Here is a 24647-nt window from a genome sequence, read left to right as displayed (position 1 = left end):
CTATTTCTTGGGAGGTTTTGTCGAATGACTTGAAATTATTAAGTATAATATATTTAATATGTATTATGTCTCGACCAGAGAGGAGATGAGCGATTACAAATAATCAGGCCTCAGTACGCGACGGTCACGTTCAACCGTTCATGCAAAAAGCAGCCGCTGCGCTGCTCAAGCCCTGCTTCTTCTTCAAGCGCTTCGCCAAATCAGCATAAAGTTGAGGTGTTTTGTTCATGATTCGAAAATTAACCAGCGTAAGCCTTGCTCTAATCTGTCTGTTCTCTCTGTCCATCGCTGTATCTGCTGAACCGGCAGCCAAGCCTCCGTCCTCAGGCTCTATCAACTGGCCAAATTCGCAAGCGCTTCCATCCTTCGCGAAGGCGAAGCAGCTGGAGGTAGCCGATGTCTATGACGCTCCCGGGGATATCAAGCTGATGATGGCCACCCTGCAGGGAGTGGTAAACCGTGCGGAGCCCCGTGTCTACCTGCTGGAGAACAAGGAGGAGGGCAAATTCGCATGGCTGAACGATCTGGATGTCCCCTATAAGGTACGTGACGATTACTGGGACATTGTGCTCAAATTCAAAAATGAAATCAAGGGCATCATTGTCTATGATCCGAAAGTGCCGGACAGCATCAATGTCGCAACGACGCTGGCCGGGTTGAAAAATGCGATTGTCGCAAGCCCCGAACTCGCAGCCAATTTGACGGGGGCTCCCTACAATCTGAAGGTACTCGATGATCTTCAGGGCAAATTCAAGGACCGGCTGGACGCCTACACCTGGCAGTACGATAATCTGTGGAAACAGGCGACCCACCGTATGCTGATCGGTTTGAGCCCGGATACATCCGTCAAGCTGCCTCCCGGCCTTCCGGCTTCGTTCAAAGTGCTGGCGGAGGATACCACCCAGGAACGCGACGGCAATAACCGCCAAGCCTATGATTTGGACTTGTCATCCCTGCTGGGCAAAGAGGCGGTTTATCTGCGTTTTGAAGACGCCTTTACCCAGGATGGCTGGGGTGCGGCTGTGCATCAGGTGACAGTGAAGGCCGATGACCAGGTCATCGCACAGTTCATTCCCGGCACGCCGGAGGAGGAGCCGTTCCTCTATGACGCCCAGAGCTCGCAGCTTTCCGCAGGAAATGAAGGGCATCGTTTTGCCGATAACGGCCGCTATTTTGTCTACAAATTCGCCGTGCCCGCCGGAACCGGGAAATTGACCGCTTCCGTGGACATGTGGAATCAATACAAAGTACTGGCAGGCAATGAAGAGCCGCCATCCTCGGAGCAAAAGGAGCCTTACGGCTATCTCCGCGATTACGCGGTGGCGAACAAGGCAATGGTGTTCTGGCTGGATTCCAATATTCCGGAGCAGAAAGCGCTGTTCGAGAAGATATTGTCGGACGTACAGCCCGGGACTCCTTACCTGGGATGGTTCAGCAACGATGTCGAGGGCGAATTCAGCTCGGTTGAAGTCACATCCAACCATAGTGTTTATGTGCTTGCGGCAGATTGGTTCAGCAACCTGACCGTGTTTTCCGCAGCTCAGGCCAAGTCCTATACCCCTGACCAGAAACCGCAGAAGCCAAAGCTGGAGAACAAAATCTACGTCACCTACACCTTCAGCGAAGGCGATAATTTCCAATACAACCAGCATCGCATGCGGATTTTATGGGATGATCCGGGCCGCGGCCAAGTGCCGATCAACTGGACCTCAAGCCCGCTGCTGGTTGACGGAGCTCCGGCTATGCTGGACTACTACAACCGGACAGCGACCATGAACGATCAGTTGATTGCCGGTCCTTCGGGAGCCGGATATTTCTATCCGGATGCATGGCCCAAGTCCACGCTGCCGGCATTCCTGAAGCAGTCCTACACCTATCTGAAGAAAAGCGGCATGACGGTACCGTATGTGCTGAACCGGGTAGACGGCCAGAACATTCCGCTCAGCCAATCAGTAGCCGACGCCTACCAGCAGAACTATCATGCGGCCGGCCTGTTCCTGAGCTGGGAGGATCGTTATGGCGTTGAAATCGTGAACGGCAGCCTTCCCGTATCGATCATTCAGGGCATCAGCACCGTGCAGGACGGCAAGCGTATTCTGGAGGACGCCAAAGCCAAATGGGACGGCAAATCGCCGCTGTTTGTGTCCCTGGGACTGCTCGCCTGGAGCCTGACGCCAACCGATGTCGCGGCAATTTCCGATTCGCTGGGGCCCGAGTACAAAGCCGTTCTGGCCGACCAGTACTTCTCGCTTATCCGCGAAGCGAATAAGCTGCCGGCGAAGCCTTGATGGCTGTAATCGTGTAGAACAGTCACGAAGGAAAGAATGGAGCCTGGCTGTAACGGGCAGGAAAATTAAGAACCGCAAAGCGAGATTATTGATCTCGTGCTGCGGTTCTTTTGTTTTGTGTCTTCAACGCTGCCGGTAGCTTATAGGGATTGATTTTGATCCTTTTCTCTTAGAAGCCATCCGCAAAATGATAATGAAGAAAACACCTGTGATGTTATACAATGATCTCAACCCTCATGGAAAGCAGGTGCAGGCAAATTGAGTACCACCCTAAGCAGATTCATTCGGGAAGATGAACTGGAAGAGCTCCTGCTGCTTTATAAGTTTCTGCAGCCGGCTGATCCGGAGCTGGCAAGAGATCAGGAATTGGCTGATCTTTGGCAGGATATCCTGAAGGACGAGAATATGAAAATCATAGTGGTCGAGCACAATGAAGTTATCGCCGCTTCCTGCGTCCTTGTCATTGTCAGGAACCTGACCCGAAGTGCAAGACCCTATGGATTGATAGAAAATGTCGTCACACATGAAGCATATAGAAGGAACGGGTTCGGGCGTATGGCCCTGGAGAAAGCGATAGAGATTTCCGTGGAAAGGAACTGTTATAAGCTGATGCTGATGACGGGTTCCCACAGAGAAGAAATACATCGGTTTTACGAGCAGGCCGGATTCGTGAAAGGGAAGAAAACGGGATTTATTATGCATATGTAAGGGATAAATTGTGGCGAATTATCTAATCCAGATACTCTTAAACCCCTTGGCACCTCGCCAGATCCCGCTATTCTGCCTCTCTGAGCATGAATAACCTCCGATTTATTGGGAATAGTTAAATTTTACCATATGCCATAATATAGGAAAAGTATCGTCAGCAGAATGGCCTGTGCAGCCCCCTCAAGGAGAGCAGGCACCAATTCAGGAAGTCCGGGCATACCCTGTATTGTGCTGAGACGACAGCCGCCTTCAGATAAATGAAGAGGAGGATTCCCATGCCATACAGCGGCAAAATAGTTACCGATACCCTGATCAAGCGGGAGGATATCCCTACGGGGCTCAGTTATGAGGATCTTATGCCCGCCTTCGAGCGGGAGCTGGGACGTTGGGACCCGGTCATCGAGAACGCGCTCATCGAAGCCGAAGCGCCCTGGGACAAAGTGAAGGCAGCCTTCCAGACCATGGCCGGCCCGCATGGGCTGATGATTTTCTTCAAGGTGAATCAGGGCCGCTTGACGTCGCTTCATAATGGAATCAAACGCTGCTGTCTGTATATTGTGGGCAACGGGATCGTGGCCGAGCAAATCCTTTCCATCGATATCCGGGCCAGCCTCTATGTGCCGTTCCATGTTTGTCTTTATGATAATGGCAATCCGGGCGGCGCCATCATCGCTTATGACCGCCCTTCTTCCTTTCTGGCGGTATTCAACAACCCGGCTCTGGTTGAAATCGGCTACCTGCTCGACCACAGAATGGATCGTGTCGTACAGGCCGTCAAAAGCAATAATCGTTAATATCGGCGCCCTTCGCATGTTCTTCATCATTGGAGATTAAGCGTGGGCTGCTATTTTTGCTTCCACGCTATAGCTTGGCAGCAAGTGTCCGGTTCATAGAAAATAGTCGATATCAAGTCGGATGAATTGAAGAAGCTTGGACTTAATGAAACAACGGTTAAAATGCCGATCCAAGCCTCCTCATTAAGAGCTCCCCTGGGGTTGTTCACACTGGGCCAAGCGGTAAAAGCGGTCGTCGTGGACGGAAGCAATCTCGCTCGAACATTGAAAAAGTCATTCCTATAGCTCCCTCAGAAGGAGATGCCAGTTGGGCCTGGCAAGCGCCGGATTAGTGCTGTAGCGGGGTTTTTCCGGCTTGCAGAGCCGATTCCAGCGGCTGGTGTGATTACAAGAAGGTTTTTCCTCACTAGAGATGCCAGTTGGGCCTGGCAAGAGCCGGATTAGTGCTGCAGTGAGGTTTTTCCGGCTTGCAGAGCCGATTACAGCGGCTGATGTGCATACAAGAAGGTTTTTCCTCACTGGAGACGCCAGTTGAGCCTGGCAAGCGCTGGGTTAGTGCCGGGGCTGCCTTTTCGGCCCTACTATACAAGCCGATACGTCTCGTAAAATAAAAAACCGCCCCCCGCCTGGTCTGAATAACCAAGTGGAGAGCGATTGTTTTCATTACATGACCGGTATCGGGACGAATCTTGATGCCTCGGTATTACTCGTAAATAACAGCTTTCACTTCATCGCTGTCGATATTCGTTTTGTCGTACCAGACGAAGCCGCTGTCTATTAAGGCTTCAACTGTTTCGCCTTTGGCTGCAGCTACCGCCGCTTTGACCGTTTCGTAGCCGATGCCGACCGGATTTTGGGAAATCGCGCCAGCCATCAGGCCGCTTTTGATCGCGTCGATTTGCGCTTTGCCGGAGTCGTAGCCGATTACGGTAATTTTGCCTTCGGCCTTCATTTCGGTTACCGCATTGATAACGCCGACTGCAGATCCCTCATTGGTGCCGAAGAAGCCCTTCAGATCCGGGTGAGCCTGCATGATCGCTTTGGCCAGGTCGGTTGATTTCAGATGGTCGCCGCCGCCGTATTGAATGTCGACGATGTTGATGTCGGGATATTTTGCTTTGATCTGGTTCACGAATCCGTCGCGGCGGTCAATCCCCGTTCGGCTGGTTTGATCGTGGGCGATTATCGCGATTTCGCCTTTTCCGCCGATCAGCTCAGCCATTTTGTCTGCGGCCGTGCCTGCTGCGGCAACGTTGTCCGTCGTGACAAGACTGGATGGAATGTCGCTGTCCACGCCCGAGTCGAAGGCGATAACCGGAATGCCTTCATCCTTGGCTTTTTGCAGCAGCGGAATCGATGCCTGGCTGTCGAGAGCGGCGAAGCCGATGGCGCTCGGTTTTTTGTCCAGCGCGACCTGCAGCATCTCCAGCTGTTTATCCACCTGCGATTCCGTCTCCGGACCTTCAAATGTGATTTCTACATTAAATTCGGAAGCGGCTTTCTCGGCGCCTTGTTTAACCGCTTGCCAGAACTGATGCTGGAATCCTTTGGAAACGAGCGGAATATACATTTTTTCCGCAGGCGCATTGGCGCCGGCATTCGCGTTATCGGTGTTAGTGGCCGCAGGGTCTGCTGCCGGAGCCGGCTCATTGCCGCCGTTTGCATTCCCGTTGCCTCCGTTACCATTCGAACCACAGGCGGTGAGGACTAATACGAACGCTGCCAACAAAACAAACAAACTCTTTTTCATCTTCATTTCCCCTTTTATGCCATAGTATGATTGCTGTTTTCCATTCCCCCGCGCCTCTCTCGCGGAAGAACGCCCTGCTGTTCAAGCATTGGTTCAAGCTTTGCGCCGGCGCAGAATATCCGCATAGACAGCGAGCAGAATAACGAAGCCGACGACAACCGTCTGCCATTCCTGCGGCACCGACAAGATGCGGAGACCATTCGTCAGCACGCTCATAATCAATGCGCCGATGACGGTGCCCACGATGGTGCCCTTGCCTCCGCTGAGCGAAGTGCCGCCAATAACCACGGCCGCAATCGCTTCCAGTTCATAGCCCGAACCAAGCGACGGCTGAGCCGAGTTAAGACGCGAGGCGATCAGGATCCCGGCAAGACCCGTGAACAGACCGGTAATCGTATAGATCACGATTTTCCAGTTGCGGACATTGACGCCGGACAGGCGCGTTGCTTCTTCATTGCTGCCGATTGCGAAGTTATACCGTCCGACAATCGTGCGGGCAAGCAGGATGCTGCCGATCACCGCCGCGAGGAAGAAGATGAGCACTGCATTCGGAATATCGAAGCCGGGAATCAACTCGCCCAGCAGTGAACCCTGCGAAATTTCCATAAACACCGGGGTATCCGTAAAATAAACCGGCTTCGTGCCCGAGATGACAAGCGCCAGCCCTTTTGCGATCATCATCATGGCCAGCGTCGCGATGAAGGGCGGTATGCCGAGCCTCGCGATGACGACTCCGGATATCAATCCGCACAGCGCTCCGGTGAGCAGCCCGCCGATAATGCCGACTGGCACAGGCAGCCCCCACATCGTAATAAACACCCCGGTCATAACTGCGCACAGCGTCATCACCGTTCCCACCGACAGATCGATCCCGCCGGTGACAATGACGAATGTCGAACCGAGCGCAAGCACGCCGATTACCGCGGTTGAGAGCAGAATTCCAACCATGTTGGAAAAATGAAAGAAGTTGCTGGATGCAAGTGAGAAAAAAACAATCATCAGAATCAAACTGCCGAAAGCCAAAAACTGCTGCAGCCCCGATTTAAACGCAAATTTCGGTTTCGGGGATACCATTACCGTATCCTTCATAGCCCAATATCTCCTCCTGTCCGAGCCTAGCCGATCCGCCTGGTCGCATACGTCATAATCTGTTCCTGCGAAGCATGCTGATCGTTAATAAGCTCTCCCGTAATTCTTCCTTCGCACATGACGATGATCCTGTGGCTCAGCCGCAGAATTTCCGGCAGCTCCGAGCTGATCATGATAATCGATTTGCCTTCCGCCGCCAGACTTTCAAGCAGCTTGTAAATCTCGCTTTTGGCTCCGACATCGATGCCCCGTGTCGGCTCGTCGAAAATCAGAATATCGCAGTCTCTTGTCAGCCATTTGCCGATAATAACCTTCTGCTGGTTTCCTCCGGACAGGAATTTGAGCTTCTGATTGATCCCCGGCGTCTTCACGCGCAGCTCCTCGACGACCTTGACCGAAACTTCGGCCATTCGCCTGTCGCTCATGAAGCCGAGCCCGCTTGTAAAGCTGCCCAATGCCGCGAGCCCGACATTCGTTTTGACGTCCATATCCAGCAGACAGCCAAAATGCTTCCGGTCCTCGGACAAATACCCGATGCCATGCTTCACCGCCTGATGCGGCCCGGCAATGCGGACCTCGCGTCCACGGATCAGGATGTCTCCGGCATCAATCGGATCGGCGCCGAAAATCGCCCGCGCCATCTCCGTTCTGCCTGCGCCGACCAGTCCCGCGACGCCCAGGATTTCCCCTTTGCGCAGCGAGAAGCTTAAATCGTGAAGGACGTTCCTCCGCGAAAGACCGCGCACCTCCAGCACCGTCTCCGGCGCCTTCTCCGCCTTGCGGTCCGGCTTGACCGGCTGGTAGATTTCCCGGCCGACCATCATGGCGATAATCTGGTCGATGCTGATATCCGGCGTCTGGACCGTATCGATATAAGTGCCGTCGCGCATAACCGTAATCCGGTCGGTAATTCGCTTGAGCTCCGCCATCCGGTGCGAGATGTAGACGATACCGACGCCCTTCTCCTTGAGCTGCGCGATCATCCGGAACAGCTCGTCGATTTCGGAATCGCTGAGCGCCGCCGTCGGTTCATCCATAATCAGCACCTGGGATTCGTAGGAAATCGCCTTGATGATCTCCACCATTTGCTGTTTGGCCACCGTAAGCTCCGCCACAGGCGTCGTCGGATCGATGTCCAGCTTCATCTGCTTCAGCAAGAGAGCCGTTTGCCTGTTCATTTCCTTGTCATCCAGAAACAAGCGGATCGCCTTGCGCGGCTCCTTGCCAATAAATATGTTCTGCGCCACCGTCAGATGGGGAGCCAGATTCAGCTCCTGGTGGATCATGCCGATCCCCAGCTTCTGGGCGGACCTTGTATCGGCGATTTGCACTTCCTCGCCTTTATAGAAGATGCTTCCCTCATCCTTGCGGTAAACGCCGGTCAGCACCTTCATCATCGTTGACTTCCCTGCCCCGTTCTCACCGACGAGCGCGTGCACTTCACCGGCCCGCAGCTCAAACCGGCAGCCCTTCAACGCGTGAACGCCGGCAAAATGCTTCTCGATTCCTTCCATGCGCACAATGGTCTGTTCCATCTTTCCACCTCCCTCAAACTCTTGTTCCTGCTGTTGTAGCTAACTTTACACGGTCCGGCTGCAGGCTAACATGTGATTTCTTCCTGTAAGAGTCGAATAATTTTGGAGGTTGCGCCCCGGACAAGAGCAAAAAAAACAGGGCCCCCGAGGCCCCGTATAATACGCTATTTGTTGACGAAGGGAAACAGCAGCTTCTGGTTTTCCTCCTCGTACATATTCTGTTTCGTAATGACCAGAGAGCCGGTATCGATCATCTTCGGCACCTTCTTCCCCCTGACCGCGTCCACAGCCGTCTTAACGCTCAAATAACCCATCTGGAAAGGCCGCTGGATGACGGTCGCCTTCATCACCCCTTCGTCCAGCAGCTTGATCTCGTTGACGGAGCTGTCGAATCCGATCAGACTGACCCGGTCCTTGAGCTTGAGCTCCTGAATCGCCCGGCCCGCGCCGACGGTTGTAGGCTCGTTCAGCCCGATTATGCCCACGACATCCTTCTGCGTCTGCAAAATATTCCTTGCCATCAAGTAGGCGTTCTCCTCCGAGCCTTCGACATAATAGGTGTCGAGCAGGTCGAGACCGGCATTGCCGCCCAGAATGGAACGGACGCCTTTCTCCCGGTCGATATGCGAAGCGGCATTTTTGACATAGCTGATAATCGCGACCTTCGCATTCCCCGAGATATGCTCCCGCATCGCTTCGCCCGCCTTCCTGCCGGCAATTACATTGTCTGTCGCCACGCTGCTGTGCGCGACACCGGAGTTGATGCCCGAGTCCACAATGATGAGCTTGATTCCGCTTTGCCTGACTTTCTCGGCAACGGGAACAAGCCGGTCAAAATCGTTCGCAGCCAGCACAATCGCATCGGGCCGGTCCCGGATCGCCTGCTCCACCAGCGCAATCTGCTCGTCGACATCCGTTTCGGTTTTGGAGCCGGTAATCTGGACGCTGGTGTCGAATTCCTGCGCTGCCTCGCGAACCCCGTCGATCAGCACCAGCCAGAACTCGATCGAAGCGTCCGTCGATTTAATAATGACCCTGATATCCAGCGGTTTCCGCTGCGACAGCCAGCCCCCCCAGCCAGCCAAGCCTGCCGCAATAATCAGAAGCAGCCCGACAATCGCCAGTGTCCGCTTATGCTTCCAAATCATCTTCTGCCTGCCTCCAATAACGGCGGAGACTTGGGAAAGCGGATGAGCACCGTTGTCCCTTCGCCTGATACGCTTTTGTAAACCAGTCCATACTGCGCGCCAAAATAAAGCTTGAGCCGTCCATGCACATTGCGGACGCCGACGCCTCTGCCTTCCTCTCCTTCATTCAATGGAGTCAGAAGCCTGGACAGCTTCTCCTCGTCCATCCCGTTCCCGTTGTCCCCGACGATCAGCAGAATATCCGTCTCCGTCTCTTCGGAGGAGATCGTAATGAGGCCCGGCCCCCGCTTCATCTTGATGCCGTGATAAATCGCATTCTCCACGATCGGCTGCAAAATGACCTTGATCGTCCTGTACTGCCTGACCGAATCGCCGATCTCGATCTGATAGTCCAGCTTGTTCTTGTAGCGCATCTTTTGAATCTTCAAATAGTTTGTAATATGCTCAAGCTCGGTTTCGATCGTGACAAGCTCCTCGCCCTTGCTGATCGACGCGCGGAACAGCTTCGCCAGCGCCGAGGTCATGAGGACGACCTCCTGGAACTTCTTGCTCTCCGCCATCCAGATGATGGAGTCCAGGGTGTTGTACAGGAAGTGGGGATTGATCTGCGCCTGCAGCGCATTCATCTCGCTTCTTCTTTTCAGCTCCTGGTCCCTGACGACCTGCGACATCAGCTCTTTGATCTTGCCCACCATAATGTTGAAGGCCCGGGCCAGCCTGCCGATCTCAATCGTGGTCGGAACGGGAACCTGAATGTCGAAATTGCCCTTCTCCACCTCTTTCATGTAGCCCTGCAGCTGCTTGATCGGCTGGCTGACCCGCTGCGACAGGAACAGGGAAATGACAATCGCCAGCACGATGCAGATCAAGCCGAGAAAAATAAAAGAAAGCCGCACCTCATTCTGGTTGCCGACCAGCTCATTGACATAGGACACGCCGACGATTTTCCACCCGAAGTCAGACTCCTGAACGGTGTACATCCTGCTGTTGCCGCCCTCGTCGCTGATGAATGTGCCATTCTTGATCTGGAGCACCTCGGCGATCTTCTCCGTTTTCAGGCTGCTGTAAATCAGCTGCTGCTGCGGGTGGTACACGATTTTGCCCTCGGAATCGACGATGAACAGATAACCCCGCTGGCCAAGCCGGATATCCTGGAACATGTCGTTCATCACGCTGAAATTCAGGTCGATCAGGAATACGCCAAGCTTCGTCCCGCCGTCCTTGCTGACCAGCTCCATGCTCAGGGAAACGACCCAGGGATACCGGTCCTTAAACACCGGCTGCACATGCGAGGGAGAAATCACGTACGAGCCTCCCGCCTCCCGGGCGCCACGGTACCAGCTGAGGCTCGTAATATCGATGAACGGGTTCAATTCCAGCCCTTTGCTTCCCGTCACGAACTGCCCGTTGTAGCCAAACAGGCTCACCGAAGAAATGTCGGCGCGCGATACGGCCATCGATTCCAGAAAGTCCGCAACGGCCTGTTTGCTTTTCTGCTCCTCTGTCAGGCTTTCGTATTTGAATTGCGACAAATATTGCTGCACATACGGGTTGCCGTCCACCATATCGGAAATATATTTCATCCCGTTCACATAAGACTTGATATTGTTGTTCACTTGCTTCACAAGCTCCGTCGTATAAGTCTGCGCGTTGGACTGCACGGCGTCCTTGGACAAATAATAAGAGACGACGCTCATAATCAGAATCGTCATCAGGATAAGCAGGACAAAGGCCAGCACCATGTTCGTCTGGATGCTGCGGAATCGCGAGAAGAGGCCCAGCTTCATCCCTCATTCCCCGTCATTTTGAAGCGGAAGTCCGTCGGCGTGTCCCCGGCATGCTTCTTGAATGCGCTGCTGAAATACTGCGGATCGCTGTAGCCGACGGCGTAAGCGATTTCGTAGCTTCGCATGGAGGTCAGCTTCAGCAGCTCCTTCGCCTTCTCCATCCGCTCGTGAATCACATATTCCACGAAGGTCCGGCCGGTATTCATCCTGAACAGGGTGCTGAAGTAGCTGGCGCTCATGGACACATGCTTGCATACGGTTTTCAGCGACAGATCCGGGTCTGTATAATGCTGCCTGACATAGGCCATCGCCTTCTCGATCTGCAGCACGCTGTGATCCTCCCGCATGCCCCGGATGACCGTCACCGCTTTGCCGCACAGCTCTTTCATCCAGATTTCGATTTCGTCCAATGCCGCGAGCCTGCTGATTTCCGCCACCGGATTGGCCGCTTCCCCGAACACCCTGCCGGTATCGCTCTCCATTTCATACAGCGTATGCATCAAGGTAAGAACATACCGCTGCAGGTAGATATAGCAGACATCTATGGGGACAAGCTGCTTGCGGAAGGTCGAAAACAGCTTGGCGATCCATTCGTCCATTTCCTGCGGCGTACCCGTCTTCAGCTTCGTGATCAGCTCATGCTCCCAGGTGACCGCGGACAGCAGTTCCGGGCGCTTGCGCCGTTCCATATCGGAGATGCGGATAATTTCATTGGTGCCGATAACATAGCGGTAATCCAGAGCGGACAACGCCGACCGGTGAACCAGGGCGACATGATCCTCAAGCCTGCAGGTATGGCCGATTCCAATAGAAGCCTTCACGGGCAAATAGGTGGTGACCGCAGTGTGGATTTCCTCCGCCGCTGCCCCGGCTGCCTCGCACAGCGCTTCGGGATCGGTGCCGGACAGCAGGATGAGCACGCGGTTTTCCCTGTCGCGGAACACCTCCGCACCGGCACTCTTCTCCGTTAATTCTTTGGCGATGTTATAAATGGCAAACCGGAACAGCTCATCGTCGGACGGAGTAGCCGGATGCTTCAAAATAAGCTCGTCGACATCGATCGCAAGCTCGATCAGGAATGACTGGTCCCAGACGATTTGAAAATAACTGCAGCTTTCGCGTTTTTGCTTCGCCGTCATCGATGAAGTGACGAGCCGCTCCAGAAACCGCTCCTTGAGCAGCGGCATGCTTTCCTTCAACTGGCGCTTCAGCTTCTCGTAGTCCCGCTTATGCCGGTTCTCATTGTCCAGCTGCTCGCCAAGCCGCAGCAGAATTTCCTCCATCTCGGCGGCTGTAACCGGTTTCAGTATATAGTCCGCAACCTGCATCTTCAGCGCCTGCTGGGCATATTCGAATTCATCGTACCCGGTCAGGATGATCACTTTCACATCCGGGTAACGCACGGAGAGCTCGCGCGTCAGCTCGATGCCGTTCATGAACGGCATCCCGATATCGGTCATCACGATATCCGGATTCTCCCGCTCGACGAACTCGAGCGCTTCGATGCCGTCCTCGCAGGACCCTACGCATTCAAGTCCCATGGCCTCCCAGTTCATGCCATCCTGGATCGCTTCGCGAACCAGCGCTTCATCGTCCACAATCAGCAGCTTATACATGGAGTTTCACCTCGTTGTCCTGCGGTATTTGAAATTTCACGATCGCTTCGGCAAGTTTTACAGAGGCTTGTTCCAATTCCTGCGCCATATTGGCGAGCGTCTCCGTCTGATGCATCTGCTCTTCCGAGGAGGCGTATGCTTCCCCGGAAGCCGCCGCCGTTTCCTGGGCAATGGACGCGATGCTTCCAATGGCATGCAGCGCGCCATCCCGCGAATGCTGCAGCCGCCCGGAAGCGGTGCGGACATTCGCCGCATGTGACAGCATTTGCTCCAGCTGCCGCTTGACCAGGACGAAGCTGCGGTCCGTTTCCTCAACAGCCTCAAGCTGTTCTTTCATCATATTCACCGACCGACCGGCCTCCCTGACGGTTGCTTGAGAGCGGTTCAAAACTGCGGAAACCATGTCGCCGATTTGTTCCGACGCGATCCGCGACTGCCCGGCCAGCTGCCTGACCTCCTCCGCCACAACGGCGAAGCCCCGGCCCGCGCTCCCGGCCCGCGCGGCTTCGATGGAGGCATTGATAGCCAATATATTCGTTTTCTTCGAGATACCGGTAATAAGCCGGGTAATTTCGTTAATTTGGCCGAGCTCCGCGTCCAGCGAACCAATGTCCTGATGCACAAGCAGCAGGGCGGAATGGGAAGCGGCCGCTTTATCGTTCAGCCGGCTTACCGACTGCTGGGCACCGGCGCAGATGGCGTCGATATCGGCGATCGATTCGGAAATCGTATCGATTCCTTCCCCGATATCACTGATATTTCCGGACAAATCGTTCATACTCTCCGCGCTGGCCGCAGCATCGCCCGCCTGCTGATTGGATCCGTCAGCAATTTGCTTGATCACCTCGACGAACTGCTGCTGATTTCCTCTGAATCTGCCGGATACGGCTGAGACGATCCCTGACTGCTCCCGCAAATAATCCGAAGATGCCGCCACCCGCGCAAGCAGCGTCCTCAGCGTTCCGGCCATTTCATTGAAGCCTGCCGAGATTGCGCCCATTTCGTCTTTGTGCGGATCCGCCCAGGCCAGATTCAAGTCTCCGTCGTTCACCCGTTTCATCTGCGCCCTGAGCATTCGTCCGGGAATGGATACGCCCAGCGAAATCAGATAAGCGATCAGCGCGGATAGGAGCAGGCAGGCTGCGCCGATCAGCAGCATCGTTATTCTCAGATCATTGATTTCCGCCTGAATGAACGATTTCGGAATGACAGCCGCCACCTTCCAGCCGCTGGCCGCCACAGGCGTATACGCAACAAGCGATTCGACGCCCGATGCTTCTCCGAAGTAAGCCTCGCCGTCCGGCGAGCTTCCGCCTGCCACCCGCTGCGCCAATTCCCGATCCCGGAGCGGACGGTTGACCGGGTATCGGGCCTTGTTTCTGCTTGATATGACGCTGCCCTGATCATCCAGAATAAAAATCTCTGCCGATTGGCCCAGATCGGTCCCTTCATAAAGCCTGGCGATATGATTTTCCTCCAGCGTGATGACGATAACGCCAAGCGATTCCCCGTTGACTGCCGATCGGATCGGCTTGCTTATGGAGAGAAACGCTTTTCCTTTCACCTTGTCGTCTATGAGAAAGTAGCGATAGTCTGTACCGCCTTCAGTCCTTTGAATAATCGAATCCAGCTGCTCCTTATCCAGGGAATTGTATGTACCCAGCGTCGTCTGCCGGTTTACGCGAATTGTGACGCTGGAGATGTAAGTGAGCATGGACAGCTTGTGGGAAATCGTCTTGTTGATGGCATTGGTCAGCGTGTACTGCTGACCGCCGGATGTCTTCAGGCCGGCCAAGCCGCTTTGCACATCTTCGCCCGATATAATATCCTCCATGACAAACTGGATATGCTGCAGCTCCAGATCAAGATTTGCGCCGATCTGTCCGATCACCTGCCTGGAATACAGCTCGATTTTGCCATTGAGCGCTGCGCTGGATTGCCGGTAATTCACCACACCGACAGTCGCGATGGAGGCAAACAGGATAAGAGTGAAAAAGAGGGTCAACCTCACTTGAATCGTGGAAAAACGTAAAATGCCAAGATTGGAGATGCGTTCCAGAATCGAATTGTGCCTGACCGACGAGTCCACTGCTGTCCCGTCAATCAAACGCAATATAAGGCTCCAGCTCCGCGAACAACGGCCCAACCTCCGCCTCGTCCGGAACGACGAGGAATAACGGCTCGTTGATTTTCAGCACATACATGCCCAGCAGCGATTTGGCGTCAGCCATGCCGCTTTTGCTGTGTATCCAAATATCAAACGGATACCTGGACACGATGCGGTTGATTTGTTCGATATCATTCGCATTCCTCACTTTAATCGGTTTAATCATAGTCAATCGACCCTCTCCCGCAATTGAGCTCATATTCGGATTTGAATCCGCTTTCAATATTGCCTCAGGCTTCCTGCCTTTGTCTTTCTAAAGCTTCCGGCTACGCCTATTATACAGCCGTCCCCGACATTAGCACATGTATAATTATCGCTTTTTAGTCGAATTATTTTCTGATCGCGCCGCAAGATCCAAACCGGGCATATCAACCCCGCTGCGCGCGAAAATGAACGTGGAAAACGGATCTCCCGGAGCCCTGGAAGATCCGAATGCCCAATCACTAACGAAAAAAGAGAAGAGCGCAACATCCTCTTCTCTCTTCGTACGCTTACGATAATCCCGCTCTATCGGCGCAATTATTGCACTGCGTTATAAATGTTGTACAGCATGACCGCCGCTTCCGCGCGGGTTGTTGCCGATTTGGGTTGAATTTGATTGTTATAGCCGTGAATGATTCCGCTCTTGATCAGATACTCGAAGCTTTCCTTGGCGTAAGTGGCGGCGGCATCTTTATCCTGGTAGTCATCCAGGCCTGTCGCCGTCGTTTCTTTCAGGAGTTTGTTCGCCGCTTTCAGCGCCTTCTCCGTCAATACCGCCATATCTTCCCGGGTGATCGGATTCATGGGCTGGAACAGATTATCGCCGGTGCCGTCGGCAATGCCGAGTGCTCTGGCCGTCAGCAGGGCTTCACTATAATAAGCGCTCTCGGGCACATCGGCAAATGAAGCTCCTGTTTGCCCTGTCAGCTCCAGCATCCGCATCAGCAGCACCAGGAAGTCTGCGCGGGTAACCGGTTTGTCCGGTTCGAACGATTCATCCGGGAATCCGTTGACAATGCCTTTTGAGGCCAGCACTTCAATCTGCGTTTTCGCCCAATCCAGAGCAGCGATATCGCCAAATGTTTTCTGCACAAATGCCACGGCATACGTACCCGATTGTGCAGCGGTGAAGGTGACCTGCCCGGATTCGGGGTCATACCTTCCGCTGGTTACAGGTTGAGTCCGGCCTGCATCATCGATAGACCAGACGACGATATGCTCGGGATTCTTCAGTTCTTCCGCGCTTGGCTTGTAAGGAATGCGCACGGTAACCGGCGTCTGCGAATGATTCCATTCAGCGGTCTCGCCGCCGGACAGGACCTTCAATTCAATTGCCGGACGACCGCCGATCTGCTGCTTGATGCTGTCATTCAATTGCCCATCAGCAGGCTGGCCCAGATGAAACTCTACGTCACCGGAAGTCAGCGCGCTTCCCTGGAACAGGCTGCTTGGAACAACAAGCGTCGCCAGAGGGGTACTGATTTCGATCGAGACGGGATTCGACTCGTTGGACAGCGAGGAGACCGGCAGGGTTTGCACATAGCCTTGAGCGCCTTCCGCATTTAGCACGATGCTTACCGGAGTTTTGCCGGTTGTGTCGGCTTTTGCGGCCGCAATCGCTTTATTCAAGGCTTCCGCATCGACGGAAGAGCTCGCGATGCCCGTAGCCTTATCCAGTACAGATACCGGCTTGATCAAATTAGGTGCACTGGCCGGCGAATCTGTTGAGTCCCCCGGATCCGTTGTATCCGGAACGGTCGGGTCCGTTGGATCTGTTGGATCTGTTGGATCTGTCGGGTCCGTTGGAGTCGACGGATCGTTGATAACGGCAACCACTTGGGCATCGCTTGTAAACTCGGACGAGGCAAATTGTGAATCCACCAGCGTCAAGCCCGCAAGACCGATTTGGGCGGACCCTGTGCCAATCGCTTTGAAAGTCAGCCTGGCCAGCGTCGGATTGCCGGATTGCCCCGGCGTGCTTCCTGTTTCCGTATGCGCGATTTGAATCGTACTGCCGCTGACAATCGGTGTAATGGAGTAGCCTCCAGCCAATGGCTCCACGCCTTTGAACTCCAGAAGAGCGGGGTTATAGCTTACATTGATCTCATAACCGTACATATCGGTGACCTGGCTTGCCGCTACGCTGACTTGGAATTCCTCCTGCAGAGCCGGGCTTTCATTTGTAATCGCAAGCGAAAACGATGGTGTGCTGTCCGCCAGCGCGATACCCGGGCTTACCAGGGAAACCAGCAGAATGAAGAGCATACTTATGGATCGCAATTTATATGTCATGAACTAAGATTCATCCTCTCGCGGAAAGATAGCCCGGGGAAGCGTCATGCTTGGCCGCTTCCCCAAGCTGTAACAACTGCTGTTATTGCCCGATCTTGGAGGCCAGTACCGCAAGATCAACAATCGTGATTTTATGATCGCTGTTCCAATCGTACCTGTTGACCAGCTGCCAGTCAGGACTTGCGGATGTTAGGCCATATTTCATTCCCAACAGGGCAAGATCCTCAATAGATGCCGTCGTGTTCACGGCTGCCGTGAAAGTCTGCACGGCGGTATCCAGTGCATTGGCTGCCTGATCCGCCAGCTCCTGGGTGGCGTCCACGCTCGCAGCCGCCGCTTTGGCATTCGCGATCTCCAGCAGGAGGGCATCAACTGCTCCCTGCGAATATTGACCCCACAGCGTTCCGACCGAAGCTGCGGATACCAGTGAATCGGCATTGGCGATTTTCACATTCAACAGCGCCAGATCTACCGGTATGTTCAGCTTTCCGGTCGGCAGCGAAGGAAGAGCGCTTGATGTCGCTGCTGTCCGGACGCGGAGATCGTCATTCGGCGCTGCGGACAAATCAAGCGTAGCCGTGCCTGCAGCAATCGGAGCCGTAACATTGGACCAGTTAGAGCCTCCATCCAGACTGTACTGCATCGTTGTCGCTGCTCCCACCAGCTTGACTTGCTCCATGCCGTAGTAAACATTGGCTGTTACTGTCGGTGCGGGAGCCGGCGCTGCCACTGTTGCCAGCAGGCTGTTGATGCTGTGATTGTCCACTACTCGCAGATAAATCTTGCCCGGGACGAATGCAACCGGCGTAGTTCCCGTACCTGCCGCAGCCCAGCTGCCGTCGCTGCCGTCTGTGGAATCCAGGCTGTATTCCATATCCTCAGTTGTGCCGGAAATTTGACCTGCCCCCACATTTACGCTCACACCGTTGAAATTATCCAGAGGCTGAACGATAAAATAGTCGATGTTCGATCCGGAATCTCCGTTATTGAGCATCAATTTAACCGCTGATCCAGCCGGAATGCTGACATTCGTCTTCACGACGGCATACGCTCCGCTCCAGACGCCGGTGGTAGGGAAGCCGACGCTCTTGATGAGCTTGTCGTCGACATAGAGGCTCAGCTTGCTGTTCGCATTGGCTGTCGTATATCCGATAACCAATTGCCCGCCCTTGGCCGTGCTCGTGAAGACCATGGAAGAACTGCCCGGTGTGGACAAGCCGGTAACCGCTTTGCCGCCGGAAGCCGCTCCATCCGAAGAAGCGTCTACTTTGGTTAATGTGGTGTTCTCCGCCTCGTACATTTGTCCGATAATGGTCTGCAGCAGCTTATAGTTGTTCGGGTTAGCCGCTTCTCTGACAAAAATCTTGCCCGGCGCCATGACAACCGGCGTATTGTCCGCCTTGGCCGCGGTCCATGTGCCGTTCCTGCCGTCGGTCGAGTTCACGCTGTACTCCAGGAACGTATTCGTGCCTGTAATTTGACTGGTCGCCGTGTTCAGGCTTACGCCGGTCAAATCCTGCGATTGCACAATCATATAGTCAATATTGGCTCCCGAATCTCCGCTGTCCAGCTGCAGCTTGACCGTTGCGCCCGCTGGAATGGCTTTGGTGACCGTGACCGTGGAATAGTTGGTATTCCAGCCGTGGGTAGTCGGGAAAGTGATATTCCCGCTGTCCACTCCATTGATGTACAAGCTGAGCCTGCCCGGATTATTGTCCGTGCAGTACGCAATAATCAGCCGCGAGCCCGTCGCAACATTGGACAAGGATACGGAATCTCCGTTATTGGAGAAGTGATCCACGACTTTGCCTTCGGAAGCTTTGGAATCCGAGGCTACGTTGGTCGAACCGGTTCTTGCGCCGCTCTCGGCTTCGTACTTCGGTCCGCTGAACGGCGGTACCGTTGCAATCAGGGCAAAATGTCCCGGATCGCTTATATCCCTGATATATACTTTTCCTCCCAGGAACATAACCGTCGTGCTGCCGGCCGTAGCCGTCGTCCATGTGCCATTGAGACCATCCGTGGAATCAAGGCTGTACTGCATATCGACCGTAGTGCCTGTTATCAGATTGGAAGCTACATCCACGCCTACCCCGCTCAAATCCATGGATATGTAGGAGAGGGAATCGAGATTGACAGCGCTGTCCCCGTCATCCAGCTGGAATTTGACGGTTGCGCCTCCCGGAATATTTACCGGCACCGTCAAGGAAGGATAACCTCCCTGCCATACGCCGTTCGTCGGGAAGCTGATAGGCTTGCTGAAGACACCATTAATATAGAGGCTGATCTGTCCAGGGTCGCTGGCTGTGGCATACGTAAATATGATCTTGGAGGCCGAACCGGAGTTCTCGAAGGTTAACGAATCGCCGGTCTCCTCGAATTTTACCGCATGGCCGTCCGAAGCCGCAGCATCCGCATATTTGTTCGCGGGATTGCTTAATGTGCCGCTCTCGGCTTCAACCTTTGTGCTGCCGTCGCTAAGATAGATTTTCACCGATGACATCTTATCGTTGGCATTCGGATTGGTTCCGGACGGAAAATCCGTATCCGAGGTGAACAGCCACTTGGTTCCTGTAAAGTTGTCATTGTCGTACACAGCAACCGTGTAGCCGGCCGTTACCCGTACCGATGACGCCCAGTTATTCGGTATGTTCGCCGTCATCAGCTGTGCTGTCGTGTAGCTCCCCGGCGCCAATGTCTCATCTGTTCCTCCGTAAGAGCCGTCCGCATAAAAAGTCGTAATGGCAACGCGGCCTCCCGCAGCGCTAAGCCCCAGCTTGGAGCTTGTGCCGCTTAAGGATTTTACGCCTTCATTGGCAGTCCCAGTCAGTTTGGCATGTGTATAATTGCTCAAAGGCTTGGCGGTGCGTTCTACCACATATACGGTGTCCGCATCCGTATTGAACGTAAATTCACCGCTTGACGAGGTCGTGACGACAGAATTGTCGGAAACCTTTCTGACCTGCACCGCTTCCGTGCCCCAAGGATTGACTACAGTTGCCGGGTTGCCGTACAGGCTTTTGATCCCGACATATTTGATCTCGTCGCTATCCTTCTCGGAGCTTACCTGGAACCCGCCGCTGGCCGACAATGTAAACTTGCTGACAAAAGCAGCGTCGGTCGGCAGAGCAGGGAAAACTCTGATCTTGTCGTTATAGCTTTGCAGCAGCGATTCGTTCATGGCCAAAAGGTGCACGCCCATGTACTCATACTCGCCGTTGGTATTCGTCGTGCGTCCGTTCGGATACTGCTGGTACCGTTGAAGCATCATTCTCATACCCAAATAAGCTTCGTCTCCCAATCCGAGCCGGGCTGCCTGGATGGGGGCCGGATCCCAAACGTTGTTCGACGTGTACTTGTATGGACGGTTATTATATCCGTTGAGCAGCTTCTGATAGTCCGGATAGCCGATGCCGCTTACGTTATAAGGCCACGCCAGCTCCAATATGGAATTCTCATTGTTCCGGTTCTGGGACAACGGCGGAGCATGCGGCAAATACTGGTTGGGGTCGTTCGGATCGAGCGGGTATGGGACAAGATTATCCAGAACGTCCTGCCACTTGAGGCGGAGATCCGCATCCAGCTGCAAATCCTCGCTCGTCTTGATTGCCGCCGGGAACAGATCCCGTACAGCCGCCAGGTCGGTAATGGCATTCTTCACGTCCCAATGCTGCTCATGCACATTTGAGGACTCCATAAAGTATTGGCCCGTTGTTTCGTCGAATGAGAGCTTGGCCGCATAGAATTTGGCCGCCTCCCGCATGAACGGATACGCGATATTCTTCAAGTAATCGGTATCATTCGTATACTTGTACTGCGCATACATATTCATCGCCGCTTCCGATGCGGTCGATAGCGTATCCTGCGTGTAGTCGCTGTTGATCGTGCCTGCGGCACTTGCGTTCCAGCCCATCGTCTCCGGAACCCAGATGCCGTCGATGCCGTACCTGGTCTGCGTGTATGCCTTCAGCGTATCGAAATTGCGGCTGTATAAATTGTTGAAGACTTCCACCATATCCGCATGGTTGGAGGCGAGGAAAGAATGGTAAATATCCCTCTGATTCCAGTACCAGTACGCGTTGCTCCACTTTCCGCTGTCGCTGTCTTCCACGGCGCTGAATACGCCGTTGATAAAGTGGAACGGATAGTTGCCGAATGCGCCTGCGGCGATGATATACGTGCTCAGATAATAAAAGCTTTCCATATAATCGGCATCGCCTGAAGCGTTGGAATACTGGACGAAGGATTTGGACCAGAAATCATGCCACCAGTCCTTGTAGCTGGCCAAGGTGGTATCGTACCCGGCAGCCTTGACCGTGGTTAACTGTTTCTTGGCTTCGGCAATCGAGTCATACTCCGGGGCATTGAGCCGGCTGGCCGTGGAAATCCAGATCGTATAGCTCGATGTAGGCTTAATGTTCAGCCTTACCTTGCTGCCATTCACAGTCTGGGTCGTGAAGTCCGCCCCTTCGACCGTCGCAGCCATCGTGTAGCCAAAATGATCCGGGTCGGCCTGCCCTCTGCTGAACCCGACGACAGTCGGATCGGCGAAGGTCGTGACCGTTCTCCATGCGTTGATATTCTTCACGTCGCCTCCGCCGAAGTTGCTGACATCCCACAGGCTCAGATCCAGCGAAACGCTGGCCAGGCCCACACGGCTGTCTTCGACATGGATGCCCATCACCTCGGAATTCGGCGATCCCATGATCGTAATCTTGCGGTTGGAATCGTACTCGGTCGTCAAGAGGCCGTCATACAAGGAAAGTCTCTGTTTATACGCAGAGTAGCCCGTATTCAAACCGGGATTCGTATATAAATTAACCAGGCCTTGCGAAGCGAAGCCTTCCTGCGAAGCGTCCACTCCCGAAACCTGCATCGTAAGTCCGTTGGCTGTATCCCAGACCATTCCGCCCACCTTGCCGTTCCCTACGGTCAAAGCCCCTTTGGGATCGGTGATCGGCGCATTGTATACCACATCGTGCTTGGACAAGTATGAAGCATAGTCCACATCGAGCGTGCCCGTGCTTGTGTTGAAAGCTTCAGACGCCGTATTGTCCGCCGCCCCCGCCACGCCCGGTATCAGGCTGGAAGATATCGCAAGGGATAAGACAACTAGCGAAAGGAAAGATTTCTTTACTTTTCTATTCTTATAAAACTTCATGGGCCAAAAGCCTCCCTGTATGATCATCTTTGTTTTTAAATTATCCCTGCCGGGACTTCCGTTCACTGATGAAACTGAATGAAGCGCTTTCACGTTCAATCATTTGTTATCGCTTACAACATCGGATACGCGAGCCAGTCCGTCAGCGATAGTGACCCTCATCCTTTCCTTTTCTAAAATGATTCTGTTCATTGCAACACACCCTCCTATGGTGTTTATATCCTAATCATAGTCCCTGCGCAATTAAAAACAATTGAATAATATCTTCAAACAGTTTAGAAAGTTACGATCAACGATTTTTCACCCCGGACTCTTGCCGTCATCGCTGCTGCACAACGCCAACCCCTCCGATCTTCCTTGGCTTTTCAACATCAACCCATGTCATCAAATGTCCATACAAATGCAGCGCGAAGCGATTGCCAATGATGTCAAAATGGCGTAGTCTAAAAAGAGACCGTACCGTCCGGTCCCAAAATTAGTCGGAGGGGATACAAATGCTTGTGCAAATTGTGTTGTTTGACGGATTTGACCTGCTGGATGCATTGGCGCCTTACGAGGTATTTACCGAAGCAGGAAGGTACACGGGAGGCGCGATTCGCGCCGAGCTGGTGTCGGCTGAAGGCCCGAGATCCGTTCCCAGCGGGATCAACGGCCTGCAAATTTCCGCATCCGGGGCGATCGATCCGACAGCCGCGGCGATAATCGTTGTCCCCGGAGCGGCCGGGCCTGTGTATGGGGAAGGGGACGAATCAATCGTCTCTCTGCTGCGAAGGGCGTCGCAGACGGAGCTGGTCCCCAAGATAGAAGCTGCCTTGTCGGTTCCGGGACTGACAGTCGCAGCAGTGTGCGGAGGTTCGCTGCTGCTCGCCATGCAGGGGCTGCTTGAGGGCCGCCGTGCCGCAACCCACCATCTGGGCATGGCGGCGCTGGGAGCGACGGGAGCTATCCCCGTGCATGCCCGCGTCGTCGATGACGGCAATCTTGTATCGGGCGGAGGCGTGACTTCGGGTCTCGATGTGGCGCTGTACATCGTCGAGCGCGAGCTGGGGCCGCAAATCGCACACGAAGTGGAGAAAATGTTCGAATACGAGAAGCGAGGGACGGTCTGGCGCCCGGTCGGCATGCAGCCCATTATGGAATCTTCGGATTTCGAAGCAGCGGCATTCGGGGCGGATGAGCGGGAGCCGGAAAATACGTCCGGCATTCTCGATACCGGAGACGGGATCATCTCCACAAACGGGCCAACTGCCCGTGAGAATGCCGGAATAACCGTGTTTGTCGGGAGGTGGGAGGTAATCGTTGCCACGCCAATCGGAAAGCTCCCGGTCACGTTGAACATCTCCGGGGACAGTGGACGTGTGAGCGGAACGGCCGTGCAGGGCGATGAGAGAGTCGAGTTCATCGATCCCGTCGTGGCTGGCAGCCTCTTAAGCTGGTCGCTGAAAGTGAAGAAGCCGATGCGTTTGAACTTGAAATTCGAGGTGACCGTGCTGGGGGACGAAATGTCGGGCAGAGCCAGGGCCGGCCTGCTGCCTGCTTCCAAGGTATCGGGCAAGCGTACGGCAGCGAACTGAACGAATCCGCAGAACCGGCCACTAAGAACCGGCTGACGCCGGAAGTTGGCGGCTTCTCCATGTTTCTTTCTTCCCTAAGGAATAGCAGCAGCGTATTCAGAAGCCCTGGACCGCCGCCGTTACGGTTATGCCGTATGGTTCACGTCCGGGCGCAGGAGCGCAGTGTGCTTTCGATCTGTTTCGTCGCGAAGGCGACATGCTTGTTGTCCCGGGTCAGCCGGCTCGCCATTATGGCGCCTTCGATCGCCGAGAAGATGAAGGAGGCGAGTGCCTCGGTATCCATATCCGGCTGGAATTCTCCGGCAGATACCCCCTGCTCCAGAACGCCTTGCATAAAGGATTGGGTATGCCCGTATGCATCGATCGCATGGTCCCGCAGCAGGGGAAAAGAATGATCGGCCTCAACGGCGGTGTTCAGAAACGGGCAGCCTCCCTGCAGAGGAGGATTGTTCACGGTGTCGCTGTATACGTTGCACATCGCGATAATCTTCTCTGTTGCCGTCTCGCAGTTCTCGGTCGCCTGGGAGAACAGCCGCCAGAGCACCTCGCCCGCGTATTGAAACGCAGCAACGGCAATGTCATCCTTGCCGGAGAAGCTGCGGTACAGCCCGCCCTTGGTCAGGCCGGTCTCGTCCATGATATCCTGCATGGTCGTAGCCGCGTATCCTTTCCGGTTGAAAAGCTCGGCGGACTTCATGATGATCCGGAGCCTTGTTTGTTCGCCCTTGCGCATGGCTCATACCCTTTCACGATGCA

General features: G+C 54.3%; 15 protein-coding genes. 4 read left to right on the top strand and 11 right to left on the bottom strand.

Annotated elements, in window-relative coordinates; translation table 11 throughout:
• Positions 1-227: 227 nt before the first annotated feature.
• The 3 genes from ACFOLF_RS23190 to ACFOLF_RS23180 all read left to right on the top strand — a co-directional run bounded on the left by ACFOLF_RS23190 (position 228) and on the right by ACFOLF_RS23180 (position 3790).
• A complete protein-coding gene (locus ACFOLF_RS23190; RefSeq protein ID WP_210038776.1) occupies positions 228-2288 on the top strand; it encodes a GxGYxYP domain-containing protein in 2061 nt (686 codons plus the stop codon).
• 258 nt (positions 2289-2546) lie between these two features.
• Positions 2547-2996, top strand: a complete 450-nt coding sequence (locus tag ACFOLF_RS23185; protein ID WP_210038775.1) for a GNAT family N-acetyltransferase — start codon at positions 2547-2549, stop codon at positions 2994-2996.
• 275 nt (positions 2997-3271) lie between these two features.
• Positions 3272-3790 carry a DUF302 domain-containing protein gene (locus tag ACFOLF_RS23180; protein ID WP_210038774.1) on the top strand — a complete coding sequence of 173 codons (519 nt, stop codon included), beginning with the start codon at positions 3272-3274 and terminating at the stop codon, positions 3788-3790.
• 703 nt (positions 3791-4493) lie between these two features.
• Here the strand turns inward: ACFOLF_RS23180 and ACFOLF_RS23175 are convergent.
• The 10 genes from ACFOLF_RS23175 to ACFOLF_RS23130 all read right to left on the bottom strand — a co-directional run bounded on the left by ACFOLF_RS23175 (position 4494) and on the right by ACFOLF_RS23130 (position 22317).
• Positions 4494-5546 (bottom strand): ABC transporter substrate-binding protein, encoded by a 1053-nt coding sequence (locus tag ACFOLF_RS23175; protein ID WP_210038773.1) that lies wholly within the window; start codon positions 5544-5546, stop codon positions 4494-4496.
• An 87-nt stretch (positions 5547-5633) separates the two neighbouring features.
• The gene (locus tag ACFOLF_RS23170; protein WP_210038772.1) at positions 5634-6629 is read right to left on the bottom strand and encodes an ABC transporter permease; all 996 of its coding nucleotides are present in this window, start codon (positions 6627-6629) and stop codon (positions 5634-5636) included.
• A 26-nt stretch (positions 6630-6655) separates the two neighbouring features.
• The gene (locus ACFOLF_RS23165) at positions 6656-8164 is read right to left on the bottom strand and encodes a sugar ABC transporter ATP-binding protein (protein WP_210038771.1); all 1509 of its coding nucleotides are present in this window, start codon (positions 8162-8164) and stop codon (positions 6656-6658) included.
• 164 nt (positions 8165-8328) lie between these two features.
• Complete coding sequence (locus tag ACFOLF_RS23160) at positions 8329-9312, bottom strand: substrate-binding domain-containing protein (RefSeq protein ID WP_210038770.1); 984 nt, start codon at positions 9310-9312, stop codon at positions 8329-8331.
• The gene (locus ACFOLF_RS23155) at positions 9309-11099 is read right to left on the bottom strand and encodes a cache domain-containing sensor histidine kinase (RefSeq protein WP_210038769.1); all 1791 of its coding nucleotides are present in this window, start codon (positions 11097-11099) and stop codon (positions 9309-9311) included. Before ACFOLF_RS23155 ends, ACFOLF_RS23160 begins: the two co-directional genes overlap by 4 nt.
• Positions 11096-12715: a response regulator transcription factor gene (locus ACFOLF_RS23150; RefSeq protein WP_210038768.1), complete on the bottom strand. Its 1620-nt coding sequence runs from the start codon at positions 12713-12715 to the stop codon at positions 11096-11098. Before ACFOLF_RS23150 ends, ACFOLF_RS23155 begins: the two co-directional genes overlap by 4 nt.
• The gene (locus tag ACFOLF_RS23145; protein ID WP_210038767.1) at positions 12708-14828 is read right to left on the bottom strand and encodes a methyl-accepting chemotaxis protein; all 2121 of its coding nucleotides are present in this window, start codon (positions 14826-14828) and stop codon (positions 12708-12710) included. Before ACFOLF_RS23145 ends, ACFOLF_RS23150 begins: the two co-directional genes overlap by 8 nt.
• Positions 14815-15048, bottom strand: a complete 234-nt coding sequence (locus ACFOLF_RS23140) for an HPr family phosphocarrier protein (protein ID WP_210038936.1) — start codon at positions 15046-15048, stop codon at positions 14815-14817. Before ACFOLF_RS23140 ends, ACFOLF_RS23145 begins: the two co-directional genes overlap by 14 nt.
• A gap of 353 nt (positions 15049-15401) precedes the next feature.
• The gene (locus tag ACFOLF_RS23135) at positions 15402-17156 is read right to left on the bottom strand and encodes an S-layer homology domain-containing protein (protein ID WP_210038766.1); all 1755 of its coding nucleotides are present in this window, start codon (positions 17154-17156) and stop codon (positions 15402-15404) included.
• 82 nt (positions 17157-17238) lie between these two features.
• On the bottom strand, positions 17239-22317 hold the full coding sequence (locus ACFOLF_RS23130; RefSeq protein WP_210038765.1) for a glycosyl hydrolase family 95 catalytic domain-containing protein: 5079 nt from the start codon (positions 22315-22317) through the stop codon (positions 17239-17241).
• A gap of 494 nt (positions 22318-22811) precedes the next feature.
• Here ACFOLF_RS23130 and ACFOLF_RS23125 point away from each other — a divergent pair, with 494 nt between their 5' ends.
• Positions 22812-23891 carry a DJ-1/PfpI family protein gene (locus tag ACFOLF_RS23125; RefSeq protein WP_210038764.1) on the top strand — a complete coding sequence of 360 codons (1080 nt, stop codon included), beginning with the start codon at positions 22812-22814 and terminating at the stop codon, positions 23889-23891.
• A gap of 139 nt (positions 23892-24030) precedes the next feature.
• Here ACFOLF_RS23125 and ACFOLF_RS23120 read toward each other — a convergent pair whose 3' ends face one another.
• Positions 24031-24624, bottom strand: coding sequence for a TetR/AcrR family transcriptional regulator (locus ACFOLF_RS23120; protein WP_210038763.1), 594 nt, complete (start codon positions 24622-24624; stop codon positions 24031-24033).
• Between the last annotated feature and the right edge of the window lie 23 nt (positions 24625-24647).

Origin of the sequence: Paenibacillus sepulcri (assembly GCF_042647105.1) — a bacterium.
GTDB classification, from domain to species: Bacteria; Bacillota; Bacilli; order Paenibacillales; family Paenibacillaceae; genus Paenibacillus_Z; species Paenibacillus_Z sepulcri.
This window is presented reverse-complemented; position numbering and strand designations above follow the sequence as displayed.